Genomic DNA, 13,141 nt, shown 5'->3' with positions numbered 1-13,141 from the left:
ACGTGCACCATTCCTTGACGTTGTTGCGGACCGGCGACCAGCCAGCAAACTGGGCCAATCACCTGCGGTTTCCCTCAATTTTAGCCAACTTTGCGGCTCAATGCGTGTCTGGCTCTGGCATGGGCGGGGCGCTGAGCCTACGCTAAGGATATGCGCATCAAACTTAGGGGCCATTCCTGCGTGGAAGTAGGCACGATCGACGGCAAGGTCCTGCTGGATCCGGGCGGGTTCTCGCAGCTCGACGACGCATTCGCCGGCATCAACGCCGTGCTGATCACCCATGAGCATGCCGATCATGCAGACCAGCCGGCCATCGCCGCCGCGCTGGAAGCGAACCCCGTCCTAGAGCTCTACGCGCCCGAAGCGCTCGCGCAGTCGCTGCGCGGCCAGCTGCCGCCGGCCAGCGGATCCCAGGTGGTCACGGTGCGGGCCGGGGCCGACTTCATCGTCGGCGGCATCCGCATCCGCACTTTCGGCGGCACCCACGCCACGATCCACCATTCGATCCCGCTGGTGGCCAATGTGGGCTACCTGCTGGGGGACCGGGCGGTCGGCCAGCGGGAAATCTTCCACCCGGGCGACAGCTACCAGGTTCCCATCGGGGCCAAGCCCGATGTGCTGCTGCTGCCGGTGATGGCCCCGTGGGGCAAGATGGCCGAGGCGGCCGACTTCGCGGTGGCGGTGGATGCGCTGTGCTGGATCCCGATCCACGATGGGCTGCTCAACGGCAACGGGCTGGGCCTGTTCGACCGCCAGCTCGGCGCGATCGCCCAGCGCGCGGGATGCAGCTACCTGCGCCCGGAACCCGGAATCGAACACGAACTCGATGAGCTGCTGGGAGGACACAGCGAATGAACCCGTTGATCAGCGCCGCGCGGCTGCGCGAAATCCTGGACGCGGGCCAGAACCCGGTGCTGCTGGATGTGCGGTGGGTGCTCGGGCGCGATGACGGCGCGCAGAACTACGCGGCCGGGCATATTCCCGGCGCCGTGTTCGTCGACCTGGAAAAGGAGCTCTCCGGGACCCCGGGCGAGCACACCGGCCGCCACCCGCTGCCCTTGCCGGCGGATTTCGAAGCGGCCGCCCGCCGCTGGGGAATCGATGACGGCAGCGAGGTCGTGGTCTACGACGACGCCGGCGCGCTGGCCGCCGCCCGCGCCTGGTGGTTGCTGCGCCATGCCGGGTTCGAGCGCGTGCAGGTGCTCGATGGGGGACTGGGTGCCTGGACCGACGCCGGCGGGCAGCTGGCGCTGGGCTACGAGCAGGCCGAGCCGGGCAGCGTGTCGCTGTCCTGGGGCCGGATGCCGGTGGTGGAGTACGACGAGCTGGGCCAGGTGGCCGGCACGCTGATCGACTCGCGGGCCACCGCACGCTACCTGGGCATCGAGGAACCAGTTGATCCGGTGGCCGGGCATATCCCCGGCGCGCGCAACCGCCCCACCACCGACAATCTGGACGCGCAGATGCGTTTCCACGCGCCCGACGCGCTGCAGGCCAGCTTCGCGAAGCTGGGCGCCGACCGGCCGGGTTCGGCCGCCTACTGCGGTTCCGGGATCACCGCTTCGCACCAGGTGCTGGCCGCATCCACCGCCGGGATCGAGCTGGCGCTGTTCCCGGGCAGCTGGTCGGAATACTGCTCCTACCCGGATGCGCCCGTCGCCACGAGCGACGAGCAGCACCGCCACTAGAATTCAGCAAACAACGAGAAAGGCAGCAATGAGCACGCTGTTCACCAAGATCATCAACGGGGAAATTCCCGGCCGCTTCGTCTGGAAGGACGAGCAATGCGTGGCGTTCCTGTCCATCGGGCCGCTGTCCGACGGGCACACCCTGGTGGTTCCGCGCGCGGAAATCGACGAGTTCACCGACGCGCCCGACGAGCTGATGGCGCACCTGACGCTGGTGGCCACCAAGATCGGGCGCACCCAGAAGCGCGTGTTCTCCGCGCAGCGCGCAGGGCTGATGATCGCCGGCTTCGAGGTGCCGCACCTGCATGTGCATGTCTGGCCGACCAATTCGCTGGCCGACTTCGATTTGTCCCGGGCGGCCGACAACCCGGATCCGCAGGCCATGGAGAACAACGCCCGGGCGCTGCGCGAGGGGCTGCGCGAGGACGGCCACGGCCAGTTCGTGCCCGAGGCCTGAGCCGGCCTCCAGCCTTGTGACGGCCTAGCCGCGGACCTTGCGCATGGTCATATGGGAGGCTGCACCGCGTCAGGGGCAAGGGCGCAAAGATCTACAGCATGTTCGCGCTGACCGATGAGGCCTACGCGCTGACCCTGCAGGCAGAGCGTAACGGCTATTCCTCGACGCGGATCACGGCCATCCAGGGCCTGCTCCATGCAAGCTGGACCACCAGCGTGCTGGCTGGGGCGCTGCTGGGCTCACTGATCCCCGAATCCATCAAGGGGCTCGAATTCGCGGTGACCGCACTATTCGCCGTGCTGGCGATCGAAGCATTCAAGGCGTACCGCAGTGTTCCGCTGTCCCTGCTGGCGGCCACCGTGGGGCTGCACCTGCTGAAGTCCAACGCGGTGCCCAGCGTGCTCGGCGGCACCGCCGTGCATGTCGGGATCCTGTCCTGGCCGCTATAGCTGCGCCAGCGAATCCTTGATCGCCTTGCGGATGCGCTTCTCGCTGACCGTGTAGGCGGTGCCCAGCTCCTGGGCGAACAGCGAGATGCGCATTTCCTCCAGCATCCACTTCACCTGGGCCAAACCGGCCGGCACGCGGGCGCCCTCGGGCACCTTGTCCAGCGCGGCATCGTATTCGTCCTCCAGCTTCTGGATGATCGCCAAAGCCTGCCCATCGCGGGTGACCGCACCGCCGCGCAACTTCTCCAAGCGCAGTTCGATGCCCTGCAGGTAGCGTGGCAGGCGCATCAGGTGCGGCGCGCCGGTAGCGGCGATGAAGCCCGGGTAGATCAGCTGCTCCAATTGCGAGCGGATATCGCTCACCGCCGCGAACATCGCCAGCGACTTGGTGTTCTTCAGATCCTTGGCGATGCGCGTGGAGGAGCCGAACACCTTGGCCACGATCGCGGTGATGGTGAAGACCGTATCGATCTGCTCGGCGCGCACGGTTTCGAACAGCGCCTCGAATTCGGCGCGGTTCATCGGCAGCCGTTCGGGCACCAGCTGGTCCACCGCGGCCATGGTGCAGTCGGCGATCAGCTTCTCGATGGAGCCGTGCGGGTTCTGCGTGAACACCAGCTTCTCGGCGTTCTTCAGGTGCGAGATCACGAACTTCGCCGCCGGCGGCAGGCGCAGCATCAGCAGCCGGATCACGCCGGTGCGGTGCGCCGCGTCGCGTTCGGCCTGGGTGCGGAAGACCGTCAGGTCCACCTTGTCCCCGGTATCCAGCAGGCCCGGGTATGCGGTGATCTGCTGGCCCATCACGGTGGTGGTCACCTTCTGCGGCAGCGTATCGCCCAGGGTCTCGCCGGCGGATTCCAGCTGCGGCCAGTGATCCAGCCCGCGCTGGTCCCAGGCCCCGGTGGCCGCCGATCCGGTGGCCTTGGCGCCCTTCGGCTTCCGCTTCGAGGAGGAGGCCAGCGCTGCCGGGGTTCCCGGCTTGCCGGCTGCGCCCGGCGCGGCCGCGCCGGGGGAGTTGACCCCGCTGGCCAGCGCGGCGCGGTTGGCGGCGGCGAACTTGTACTGCAGCGCGGCCAGATCGTCCCCGCGCCCGAGCACCTTGCCCGAGTCGTCGGTAATCGTGAAGCCGAAGCGCAGGTGCGCGGGCAGCGCGGCGAAATCGAACGACGAGGGGTCGACGACGATGCCGCGCAGCCGGCGCAGCACCAGGGCCAGCGACTCGGCCAGGTCGTCGGTGTCCGGATCGAAGTCGGCCTCCAGCATCGCCAGCGCCTTGCCGGCAACATCCGGGGCGGGCACGAAGTTCTTGCGGATCGCCTTGGGCATCGAGCGGATCAGCGCGGTGAGCAGCTCATGGCGCAACCCCGGGATCAGCCAGGCGAAGCGCGCAGGATCGAGCTGGTTGAGGAACACCACCGGCACGGTGATGGACACGCCATCGCCCTCGCCGGCGGCCGCGGCCGGGTTGTACTCGTAGGACAGCGGCAGGTGGATCTCGCCGAGCTTCCAGGTGGTCGGGAACGCGGTCTCGTCCACCGCGTCCGATTCGGCCAGCAGCGCCTCGGGGTCGAAGTCCAGCAGCGCCGGGTCGGCGGCGCGGGCCTTCTTCCACCAGCGGTCGAAGTGCCGCTCGGAGTACACCTCGGCACCCACCCGGGCATCGTAGAACGCGAACAGGTCCTCGTCCGAGATGCGCAGATCGTGGCGGCGCATGCGGGTTTCCAGCTCCTCGACTTCCTCGAGCAGCGCCCGGTTCTTCGCGAAGAACTTGTGGTGGGTGCGCCAGTCGCCCTGAACCAGCGCATGGCGGATGAACAGCTCGCGGGCCAGGTCCTTGTCCACTCGCCAATAGTGGAACTGCCGGCGGGGGACGATCGGCAGCCCGAAGAGCGTGACCTTCTCGTAGCCCATGACCGAGCCGTTGCGCTTGGACCAGTGCGGCTCCGAGTGCGTGCGCTTGAGCAAATGCGGGGCGAGCTCCTCGACCCAGGCGGGGTCGATGGCCGCGTTGGTGCGCGCCCACAGCCGCGAGGTCTCCACCAGCTCGGCGGACATCACCCAGGTGGGGGACTTCTTGAACAGGCCCGAGCCGGGGAAGATCGCGAACCGGGTGCCGCGCGCGCCCTGGTAGTCGCGCTTGCGCTCGTCGTAGAGCCCGATGTGCCCGAGCAGGCCGGAGAGCAGCGACTTGTGCACCTCGTCCTCGTTGGCCGCCGGCTCGATCGGAGCGGTCGCCACGGTGATGCCCAGCGGCTTGGCCAGCTGGCGCAGCTGGGTGAACAAATCCTGCCACTCGCGCACGCGCAGGTAGTTGATGAACTCGGCCTTGCACAGCCGGCGGAAGGCCGAGGAGGACAGCTCCTTCTGCTGCTCCTGCAGGTAGGCCCACAGATTCAGCAGCGCGATGAAGTCCGACTTGCTATCGGCGAAGCGCTTGTGCAGCTCGGTGGCGCGCTCGCGCTGCCCGGTGTCCTCGCTGGGCCGCTCGCGCGGGTCCTGGATGCTCAGCCCGGCGGCGAGCACCATCACCTCCTTGGCGACCGAGCGCTGCGCGGATTCGACGATCATCCGGCCCAGGCGCACATCCAGCGGCAGCTGCGCCAGCTTCCGGCCGACCTCGGTGAGCTTGGCCGACTTGTCCTGGCCCAGCGCCCCGAGCTCGCGCAGCAGGTTCACGCCATCGGTGATCGCCTTGGCCGCCGGCGGCTGGACGAACGGGAAGCTGGCGACCTCGGCGGCCGAGGCCACCACGCCCATGGAGATCATCTGCAGGATCACGCTGGCCAGGTTGGTGCGCAGGATCTCCGGGTCGGTGAACTCCGGGCGGGAGTTGTAGTCCTCCTGGGAGTACAGCCGGATGGCGATGCCCTCGGAGACGCGGCCGCAGCGGCCCGAACGCTGGTTGGCGCTGGCCTGCGAGACCCGCTCGATGGGCAGGCGCTGCACCTTGGTGCGGTGCGAGTAGCGCGAAATGCGCGCGGTGCCGGTATCGATCACGTACTTGATGCCCGGCACGGTCAGCGAGGTCTCGGCCACGTTGGTGGCCAGGATGATGCGCGGGGCGCCGCCGGGGTGGAACACCCGGTGCTGCTCGGCGAGCGAGAGCCGGGCGAACAGCGGCAGCACCTCATAGCGCGGCAGGCGCTTGTTGGCGGCGACCAGCGCGCGCAGCGCATCGGCCGCGTCGCGGATCTCGCGCTCGCCGGAGAAGAAGATCAGGATGTCGCCCGGAGCTTCGCCGCTCAGCTCCTTGACCGCGTCGGTGACCGCATCCAGCGGGTCGCGCTCTTCCTCCAGCGTGTTCTCCGCCGCCTCGTCGGCATCCATCGGCTGATCGGCCTGCAGCGGCCGGTAGCGCAGCTCCACCGGGAAGGTGCGCCCGGAGACCTCCAGGATCGGGGCGGGGACCAGTTCGCCGTCGGCATCCTGCTTCCCGAAGTGCGCGGCGAAGCGCTGCGGGTCGATGGTGGCGGAGGTGATGATGATCTTCAAATCCGGGCGCTTGGGCATGATCTGCTTGAGGTAGCCGAGCAGGAAGTCGATGTTCAGGCTGCGCTCGTGGGCTTCGTCGATGATGATCGCCGAGTACTTCTTCAGCAGCTTGTCGCGCTGGATCTCGGCCAGCAGGATGCCGTCGGTCATCACCTTCAGCTTGGTCTTGCGCGAGACCTCGCCGGTGAAGCGCACGTGGAAGCCGACTTCCTCGCCGATGGTCGTGCCCATCTCCTCGGCGATGCGCTCGGCCACGGTGCGCGCGGCCAGGCGGCGCGGCTGGGTGTGCCCGATCATGCCCTGCTCGGCCAGGCCGAGTTCGACGAGCATCTTGGGAAGCTGGGTGGTCTTGCCCGAACCGGTTTCGCCGGCGATGACCACTACCTGGTTTTCGCGCACCGCGTCGAGGATGTCCTCGCGGCGGGCCGAGACGGGCAGTGCTTCGGGATACGTAATGCTGAGCGCCATGATGTTCCCATTCTATTCACGCCCCGCATTTTCGTGGTGGCCGCCGGGCCGGAGCCTGGCCGGGCAGCAGAAATGCAATAGCCCAGGCGGTCGGCAAGCAGGGGTCCAGGAGTCAAATTTTCAGATTGTCCAAGCAATTGTCGACAACTTCGGGCCGCCAAATACAAAACTTCCAGATTCCGGCTAGAAGTGGATCGTTTGTGTCCATCAGAATCGGTATCAAGAGGCAATCGTCTAGGAAACGACCTTGATTGTAGGCAAGGTGAGGTCGTTCACATGTAAGATCGTGGGTAATCATCGTCGCGATGCCTGGACGGTTCCCGCATGCTGCGCACCAGTTGCGCTTCATAACCTGGCATCCGCGCTATCGGTGGGAATCACTCGCAAGGGAACTTTGAAAGGAACTTCAATGAAGAGCTTCACCGCCATGAAATTCGCTGCGATCGCAGCAGCTGGCGCATTGGCCCTGACCGCCTGCGGCGGCAGCGGCGAGCAGGGTGCCGCCGGCGGCGGCGACGAGCCCGTCAAGATCGGCATCTCCCAGTTCGTCTCGCACCCGTCGCTGGATGCTGTGGTCACCGGCTTCAAGGCAGGCATGGAAGAAGCCGGCTACACCGGCGAGAAGATCAGCTACGACGAGAACAACGCCGAAACCGACCAGGCCACGAACACCTCGATCGCCGGCAAGCTGGCCGCCGATTCGGATATCGACCTGGTGCTGGCAGTAGCCACCCCATCGGCACAGGCCGCCGCCCAGGCGATCACCAACATTCCGGTGCTCTTCTCGGCTGTGACCGACCCGGTGGATGCCAAGCTGGTTGCTTCCAACGAAGCCCCGGGCGCAAACGTCACCGGCACCTCGGACATGAACCCGGTCGATGAGCAGCTGCAGCTGCTCAAGGACCTGGTGCCGGATGCCAAGAAGGTCGGCATCGTCTACTCCTCGGGCGAAGCGAACTCCGCAGTCCAGGTGAAGATGGCCAAGGAAGCCGCCAAGGGCCTGGGCCTGACCATTGAGGAAGCCGCCGTCTCGGCTTCCAGCGAAGTCCAGCAGGCAGCCAGCTCGCTGGATGTCGACGCGTACTACGTCCCGACCGACAATGCCGTGGTCTCCGCCCTGGAAGGCCTGCTGCAGGTCGCCGAGAAGAACAAGGTTCCGGTCATTTCGGCTGACGGCGAGTCCGTCAAGCGCGGCGCGACCGCAACCTACGGCATCAACTACGAGAAGCTCGGCGAGCAGACCGCTGCCATGGCCGTGAAGCTGCTCAAGGGCGAGGCCGAGCCGGCAACCATGCCGGTGGAGACCATCTCCGAGGTCGACCTCTACCTGAACGAAGATGCCGCCAAGAAGGCAGGCATCGAATTCACCGATGAGATGAAATCGGAAGCCGTCGAGGTCTACTAAACCCCGGCAACAACTTATCGACGAAAGGCGAGGCGCATAACCTGATGCCTCGCCTTTCGTCGTGATAACTCGCAAACACTGACAACTCAAGGATCCACACATGATCACAGCGGTTGAACTCGGCCTGATCTACGCCATCATGGCGCTCGGGGTGTACCTGACCTTCCGCATCCTGGACTTTCCCGACCTGACCGTCGACGGCAGCTTCACCACCGGTGCCGCCGTCGCCTCGGTCGGCATCGTGAACGGGATGAATCCCTGGCTGGCCACCGTGCTGGCCTTCTTCGCCGGCATGGTTGCCGGTGTCATTACCGGCCTGCTGCATACCAAGGGCAAGATCGACGGGCTGCTCGCCGGCATCCTGACCATGATCGCGCTGTACTCGGTCAACCTGCGCATCATGGGCAAGGCCAATACCCCCTTGCTCGGCGAGGAAACGCTGATCAGCCCGATGCGGGCCGCCGGCATCCTCGGCTCGGCCGCTTCGGTGGCCATCCTCTTCGGCGTCTGCCTGGTCTTCGTCGCGGCAATCGTCTGGTTCCTGCACACCGAACTGGGCATGGCCATGCGCGCCACCGGCGACAACCAGGAAATGATCCGCTCCTTCGGCGTGAGCACCGACAACCAGAAGATCCTGGGCCTGGCGCTGTCCAACGGCCTGGTGGCGCTCTCCGGCGCGGTCATCGCCCAGTACCAGGGCTTCGCCGACATCGGCATGGGTATCGGCCTGATCCTGATCGGCCTGGCCTCGGTCATCGTCGGCCAGGCGATTTTCACCCAGCGCTTCATCTGGCTGGCCGCCATTGCGGTGGTCTTCGGCGCCGTGATCTACCGCCTGGTCATCCAGCTGGCCCTGTCGGCCGGATTGGAGGTCAACGACATGAAGCTGATCTCCGCGGTCCTCGTGGTCGTTGCCCTGCTGCTGCCGAAGTGGAAGGGCTTCCAGAAGATCGTGAAGTCCTTCAAGCGCACCCCGGCGCCCGTCACCGAATCCAAGGAAGAGGTTCGCACCAATGCTTGAGATCAAGAACCTGTCCCGCACCTTCTTCCCAGGAACCGTCAACGAGCGCAAGGCGCTGCGCAACATCAACCTGAACCTCTCGGACGGTGAATTCGTCACGGTCATCGGCTCCAACGGCGCCGGCAAGTCCACCGTGCTGAACATGGTCGCCGGCAAGCTGCAGCCGGATACCGGCTCGGTGTCCATTGCGGGCAAGAATGTCACCAAGATGGCCGACTACTCCCGCGCCAAGTACATCGGCCGGGTGTTCCAGGATCCGATGGCCGGCACCGCGCCGACCATGTCCATCGAGGAGAACATGGCGCTGGCCTACGCCCGCGGCCGTTTCCGCGGACTTGGCCTGGGCGTGGGCTCCAAGCGCCGCGAGCTGTTCGTCGAGGAGCTGAAGTCCCTGGAGCTCGGTCTGGAAGGGCGCCTGAAGACGAAGGTGGGCCTGCTCTCCGGAGGCCAGCGCCAGGCGCTGAGCCTGCTGATGGCCACCTTCTCCAAGCCGAAGATCCTGCTGCTCGATGAGCACACCGCGGCCCTGGATCCGCAGCGTGCGGCGCTGGTCTCGCGCTTGACCAAGGAAATTGTCGAACGCCACCAGCTGACCACGTTGATGGTCACGCACAATATGGAGCAGGCATTGCAGCTGGGCACCCGGCTGATCATGATGCACGACGGGCAGATCATCCTGGATTTGAACCAGGAAGAGAAGTCCAGGATGACCGTCCAGGACTTGCTGGACGAGTTCAGCAAGATCAAGGGCGCGCAGCTCGATGACAAGACCATGCTCCAGTAGCTGATGCCCACCGCGCAGGCCCCGTACCCTTAATTGGGTGCGGGGCCTGTGGTGGTTAAAGCCTAGGAGAGGTCGGTCTCGAGCTGGCTTTTAAGCTGACTGACACGAACACCGGTTCTTGGCATGTTCTTGGGCCAAATGGCGGCGATGAATAGTTGGCGCGTGTGGCCAGCTATGTCGTGCGCAGCCTCGGGGAAACTGGAGAATGTCGGTCAGTGAGCACATGGCAGGACCGGCAGCTGCGAAAATCCCTGTACATGCCAGGAGTCTGCCCGCCGGGCTGTTGCTGCCCCTACTCTTTGACCTGAGCGTTCCAGATCTCAAGATTTTTATTGAATCCTGCATCCAGTTCACGGGTCACATCATTGGCTAGGATCCGTAGCTTGAACTCAAAACCCGAAGAGTCCACCGCATCGTAGTCTTCCGAGTACTCCTGCCAAGGCGGAGGAACGGTGCTCAGCTTCAGCCCGGCAAAACACACATCAATGCCTTGGCACACGGCTACGACGAGATCAAGTGGAGCGATTTCGATGCGCGCCATGGAATCAGACTTCACAGCGAGTCATCGAAGATACCCGTCGCTATACAGATGCGCCGTGGCTGTGCGGCCACCGAGCACAGCGGCAAATTCGATTGCACTAAATGATCCCGCTGGAGCCAAGTAGCGAACCAATAATGAACGTCGCAGCTAAGGCCAGCGCACCACCTATCACCAGTCGAAGTGCGGCAATGTGCTTGGAGCTTCCGCCGATGTAGGCGCTGAGCGTCCCGGTGAGGGCAAGCGCGGCAAGTACCGCAACGAAGGTCACCGGAATGCGAATTTCTTCTGGCGGTAACAAGATGGCCAACATGGGCAGGATGGCCCCAACAATAAACGCCACCGCCGAAGCATACGCAGCATGCCAAGGATTGACGACTTCTTCTTCGTCGATATTCAACTCGGCGGACAAGTGGGCCGCCAACGCATCATGTTCGGTTAGTTCGGTAGCCACCTGCATCGCGGTGTGCTTGCTCAGCCCCTTCGCCTGGTAGATCCCGGCAAGCTCAGTGAGCTCAGCTTCGGGATCTTCACGCAGCTCTTGGCGTTCCTTCTCTACCAGGGCACGCTGCGAGTCTCGTTGGCTGCTGACCGAAACATACTCGCCCAGTGCCATCGAGATGGCCCCGCCGATGACCGCGGCCATTCCGGCAGTGATGATCGGGGCGGTGTGGTTGGTGACGCCGGCGACGCCAACAACTGTCGCGGCTACCGAAACAATGCCGTCGTTGGCTCCGAGCACCCCGGCGCGCAGCCAGTTGAGACGTTCGGCGAAGTTCAGATCATGCGGTTCGCCTGGATGCGAATTCAAAGAATCGGTCATTCCCCAACATAATCACCAAGTGCGCGACCAATGCCAGCGTTTGGTTAAAAAATGGCAGGAACTGAAAAGGGATTCAGGGATAAGAAAATAGCAGGCCCTGGATGTACCAGGACCTGCTATTTTGTTGGTGCCCCTGAAAGGAATCGAACCTTCGGCCTTCTGCTCCGGAGGCAGACGCTCTATCCACTGAGCTACAGAGGCGTGTTGCCGGGCAACAGGAAAAATACTATCAGGTCGTGCGTTGATCTGCGCAATTCAACCACCCCGGTGCTGATGTGTTGCAAAAGTCACCGGCTTGGGCCAGTCTCACAGGCGCTGGGAGTCATGAATGCTGAAGAAGCACTGCAATTACCGGTATTCTTGAACGGTGACTCCTGAAGAACTCTCCGCAGCAATATCCGCATGCCTCACCGAAGCCGTAGCAGCCGGTGAAATCTCAGTCGAGGTGCCAGAGACTGTCCGCGTGGACCGCCCGAAGAGCCGTGAGCACGGCGACTGGGCCACCAACATCGCGTTGCAGTTGGGCAAGAAGGCCGGCATGGCCCCGCGCGACTTCGCGCAGATCCTGGCTGCCCGGCTTGCTTCGGTCCCAGGAGTCGGCGCCGTGGACATCGCAGGTCCCGGCTTCCTGAACATCACCCTGGACGCCGCCGCCGCCGGTTCGCTGGCCCGCGCCATCGTCGAGGCAGGTTCCGCCTACGGCAACAACGAGGCCCTGGCCGGCCACGTGGTCAACATGGAATTCGTTTCCGCGAACCCCACCGGACCGCTGCACATCGGCCACACCCGCTGGGCCGCGCTGGGCGACGCCATCGCCCGCGTACTGCGCGCCTCGGGCGCCGAGGTCACTTCCGAGTACTACATCAACGACGCCGGCAACCAGATGAACGTGTTCGCCCGCTCGGTCTACAACCGCATCCACGGCCTGCCGGTGCCCGAGGGCGGCTACCCCGGCGAATACATCAAGGAACTGGGCGATATCGTTCTCGCCGAGAATCCCGAGCTGGGCACGCTGGATGAGGAGCAGGCCATCCCGGCCCTGCGCGAGGCCGCCTACAAGGCGCAGCTCGAGGACATCAAGCAGACCCTTGCCGACTTCGGCGTCAGCTTCGACGTGTTCTTCTCCGAAACCACCCTGCATGAAGGCGGCGCGGTCGCCGACGCCGTGGCACGCCTGCGCGAACAGGGCCACATCTTCGATGAGGAGGGCGCAGTCTGGCTGCGCACCACTGACTTCGGCGATGACAAGGACCGCGTGCTGATCCGCGCCAATGGCGAGCCTACCTACTTCGCCGCAGACGCCGCCTACTACCTGTCCAAGAAGGACCGCGGCTTCGAAGAGAAGATCTACCTGCTGGGTGCCGACCACCACGGCTACGTCAACCGCCTGAAGGCCATTGCCGCCTGCGCCGGCGATGACAAGGAAAAGAACATCGAGGTGCTGATCGGCCAGCTGATTTCGGTCAACGGTGCCAAGCTGTCCAAGCGCGCCGGCAACATCATCGAGCTGCGCGATCTGATCAACTGGATCGGAGCCGACGCGCTGCGCTACTCGCTGGCCCGCTTCCCGGCCGATTCGCCGATCGCGCTGGATCCGGAGCAGCTGAAGAAGAACACCAACGACAACCCGGTGTTCTACGTGCAGTACGCCCACGCGCGCTCCTGCGCCGCGGCCCGCAATGCCGCCGCCAAGGGCGTGACCCGCGATGACTTCGACGCAGCCCTGCTGACCGACGCCACCGAGAACGAGCTGCTGGCAGTGCTCGGCCAGTTCCCGTCGGTAGTCGCCGGCGCCGCTGAATTCCGCGAACCGCACCGCATCGCCCGCTACCTGGAGCAGGTCGCCGGCGCCTACCACTCGTGGTACGCCGCCACCCGCATCACCCCAATGGGCGAAGACGAAGCAGTCGCACCGGTGCACGGCACCCGCCTGTGGCTGAACGACGCCGCCACCACCGTCTTGGCAAATGGATTGGAACTGCTGGGCGTTTCCGCCCCAGAGAGGATGTAAGACCC

11 protein-coding genes and 1 tRNA gene are annotated in these 13,141 nt (G+C 65.0%); 8 read left to right on the top strand and 4 right to left on the bottom strand.

The genetic code is table 11. The annotated features are described in order from the left end of the window. Positions 1–150: 150 nt before the first annotated feature. The 4 genes from EKH49_RS09320 (at position 151) to EKH49_RS09305 (ending at position 2,594) form a co-directional block, all read left to right on the top strand. Entirely contained in the window at positions 151–855 is a 705-nt protein-coding gene (locus tag EKH49_RS09320) for an MBL fold metallo-hydrolase (protein WP_128470622.1), read from the top strand. Next, positions 852–1,688 carry a sulfurtransferase gene (locus tag EKH49_RS09315; protein ID WP_128470621.1) on the top strand — a complete coding sequence of 279 codons (837 nt, stop codon included), beginning with the start codon at positions 852–854 and terminating at the stop codon, positions 1,686–1,688. The genes EKH49_RS09320 and EKH49_RS09315 overlap by 4 nt, the downstream gene beginning before the upstream one ends. A 28-nt stretch (positions 1,689–1,716) precedes the next feature. Beyond that, positions 1,717–2,145 (top strand): HIT family protein, encoded by a 429-nt coding sequence (locus EKH49_RS09310; protein WP_128470620.1) that lies wholly within the window; start codon positions 1,717–1,719, stop codon positions 2,143–2,145. Positions 2,146–2,243: 98 nt separating this feature from the next. Beyond that, positions 2,244–2,594, top strand: coding sequence for a hypothetical protein (locus tag EKH49_RS09305; protein ID WP_128470619.1), 351 nt, complete (start codon positions 2,244–2,246; stop codon positions 2,592–2,594). Here EKH49_RS09305 and hrpA read toward each other — a convergent pair. Then, positions 2,589–6,554 carry an ATP-dependent RNA helicase HrpA gene (gene hrpA / locus EKH49_RS09300; protein ID WP_128470618.1) on the bottom strand — a complete coding sequence of 1,322 codons (3,966 nt, stop codon included), beginning with the start codon at positions 6,552–6,554 and terminating at the stop codon, positions 2,589–2,591. The two genes, EKH49_RS09305 and hrpA, sit on opposite strands and share 6 nt — an antisense overlap. A 409-nt stretch (positions 6,555–6,963) precedes the next feature. On the opposite strand from hrpA, the gene EKH49_RS09295 reads away from it, so the two are divergent. The 3 genes from EKH49_RS09295 to EKH49_RS09285 all read left to right on the top strand — a co-directional run bounded on the left by EKH49_RS09295 (position 6,964) and on the right by EKH49_RS09285 (position 9,764). Beyond that, positions 6,964–7,959: an ABC transporter substrate-binding protein gene (locus EKH49_RS09295; RefSeq protein WP_128470617.1), complete on the top strand. Its 996-nt coding sequence runs from the start codon at positions 6,964–6,966 to the stop codon at positions 7,957–7,959. 100 nt (positions 7,960–8,059) lie between these two features. After that, the gene (locus EKH49_RS09290) at positions 8,060–8,980 is read left to right on the top strand and encodes an ABC transporter permease (RefSeq protein ID WP_128470616.1); all 921 of its coding nucleotides are present in this window, start codon (positions 8,060–8,062) and stop codon (positions 8,978–8,980) included. Continuing rightward, positions 8,973–9,764: an ABC transporter ATP-binding protein gene (locus EKH49_RS09285; RefSeq protein ID WP_038990443.1), complete on the top strand. Its 792-nt coding sequence runs from the start codon at positions 8,973–8,975 to the stop codon at positions 9,762–9,764. Before EKH49_RS09290 ends, EKH49_RS09285 begins: the two co-directional genes overlap by 8 nt. 292 nt (positions 9,765–10,056) lie before the next feature. Here the strand turns inward: EKH49_RS09285 and EKH49_RS09280 are convergent, their stop codons facing one another. From EKH49_RS09280 to EKH49_RS09270, 3 genes are all read right to left on the bottom strand, one after another. Beyond that, complete coding sequence (locus tag EKH49_RS09280) at positions 10,057–10,305, bottom strand: hypothetical protein (RefSeq protein WP_128470615.1); 249 nt, start codon at positions 10,303–10,305, stop codon at positions 10,057–10,059. Positions 10,306–10,402: 97 nt separating this feature from the next. Next, positions 10,403–11,125 (bottom strand): VIT1/CCC1 transporter family protein, encoded by a 723-nt coding sequence (locus EKH49_RS09275; RefSeq protein ID WP_128470614.1) that lies wholly within the window; start codon positions 11,123–11,125, stop codon positions 10,403–10,405. Between the two features lie 125 nt (positions 11,126–11,250). Next, positions 11,251–11,326: transfer RNA gene (locus EKH49_RS09270), tRNA-Arg, on the bottom strand. A 166-nt stretch (positions 11,327–11,492) separates the two neighbouring features. Here EKH49_RS09270 and argS point away from each other — a divergent pair. After that, on the top strand, positions 11,493–13,136 hold the full coding sequence (argS, locus tag EKH49_RS09265) for an arginine--tRNA ligase (RefSeq protein ID WP_128470613.1): 1,644 nt from the start codon (positions 11,493–11,495) through the stop codon (positions 13,134–13,136). Positions 13,137–13,141 lie beyond the last annotated feature (5 nt).

This window comes from Glutamicibacter sp. HZAU, assembly GCF_004100365.1.
Classification (GTDB): Bacteria; Actinomycetota; Actinomycetes; order Actinomycetales; family Micrococcaceae; genus Glutamicibacter; species Glutamicibacter nicotianae.
The sequence above is the reverse complement of the archived record's forward strand: the minus strand, read 5'-3'. Positions and strand labels throughout refer to the sequence as shown.

Coding starts and splice junctions, on each gene's coding strand:
- EKH49_RS09320 (WP_128470622.1), top strand. CDS start 151: ATGCGCATCAAACTTAGGGGCCATTCCTGCGTGGAAGTAGGCACGATC.
- EKH49_RS09315 (WP_128470621.1), top strand. CDS start 852: ATGAACCCGTTGATCAGCGCCGCGCGGCTGCGCGAAATCCTGGACGCG.
- EKH49_RS09310 (WP_128470620.1), top strand. CDS start 1,717: ATGAGCACGCTGTTCACCAAGATCATCAACGGGGAAATTCCCGGCCGC.
- EKH49_RS09305 (WP_128470619.1), top strand. CDS start 2,244: ATGTTCGCGCTGACCGATGAGGCCTACGCGCTGACCCTGCAGGCAGAG.
- hrpA (WP_128470618.1), bottom strand. CDS start 6,554: ATGGCGCTCAGCATTACGTATCCCGAAGCACTGCCCGTCTCGGCCCGC.
- EKH49_RS09295 (WP_128470617.1), top strand. CDS start 6,964: ATGAAGAGCTTCACCGCCATGAAATTCGCTGCGATCGCAGCAGCTGGC.
- EKH49_RS09290 (WP_128470616.1), top strand. CDS start 8,060: ATGATCACAGCGGTTGAACTCGGCCTGATCTACGCCATCATGGCGCTC.
- EKH49_RS09285 (WP_038990443.1), top strand. CDS start 8,973: ATGCTTGAGATCAAGAACCTGTCCCGCACCTTCTTCCCAGGAACCGTC.
- EKH49_RS09280 (WP_128470615.1), bottom strand. CDS start 10,305: ATGGCGCGCATCGAAATCGCTCCACTTGATCTCGTCGTAGCCGTGTGC.
- EKH49_RS09275 (WP_128470614.1), bottom strand. CDS start 11,125: ATGACCGATTCTTTGAATTCGCATCCAGGCGAACCGCATGATCTGAAC.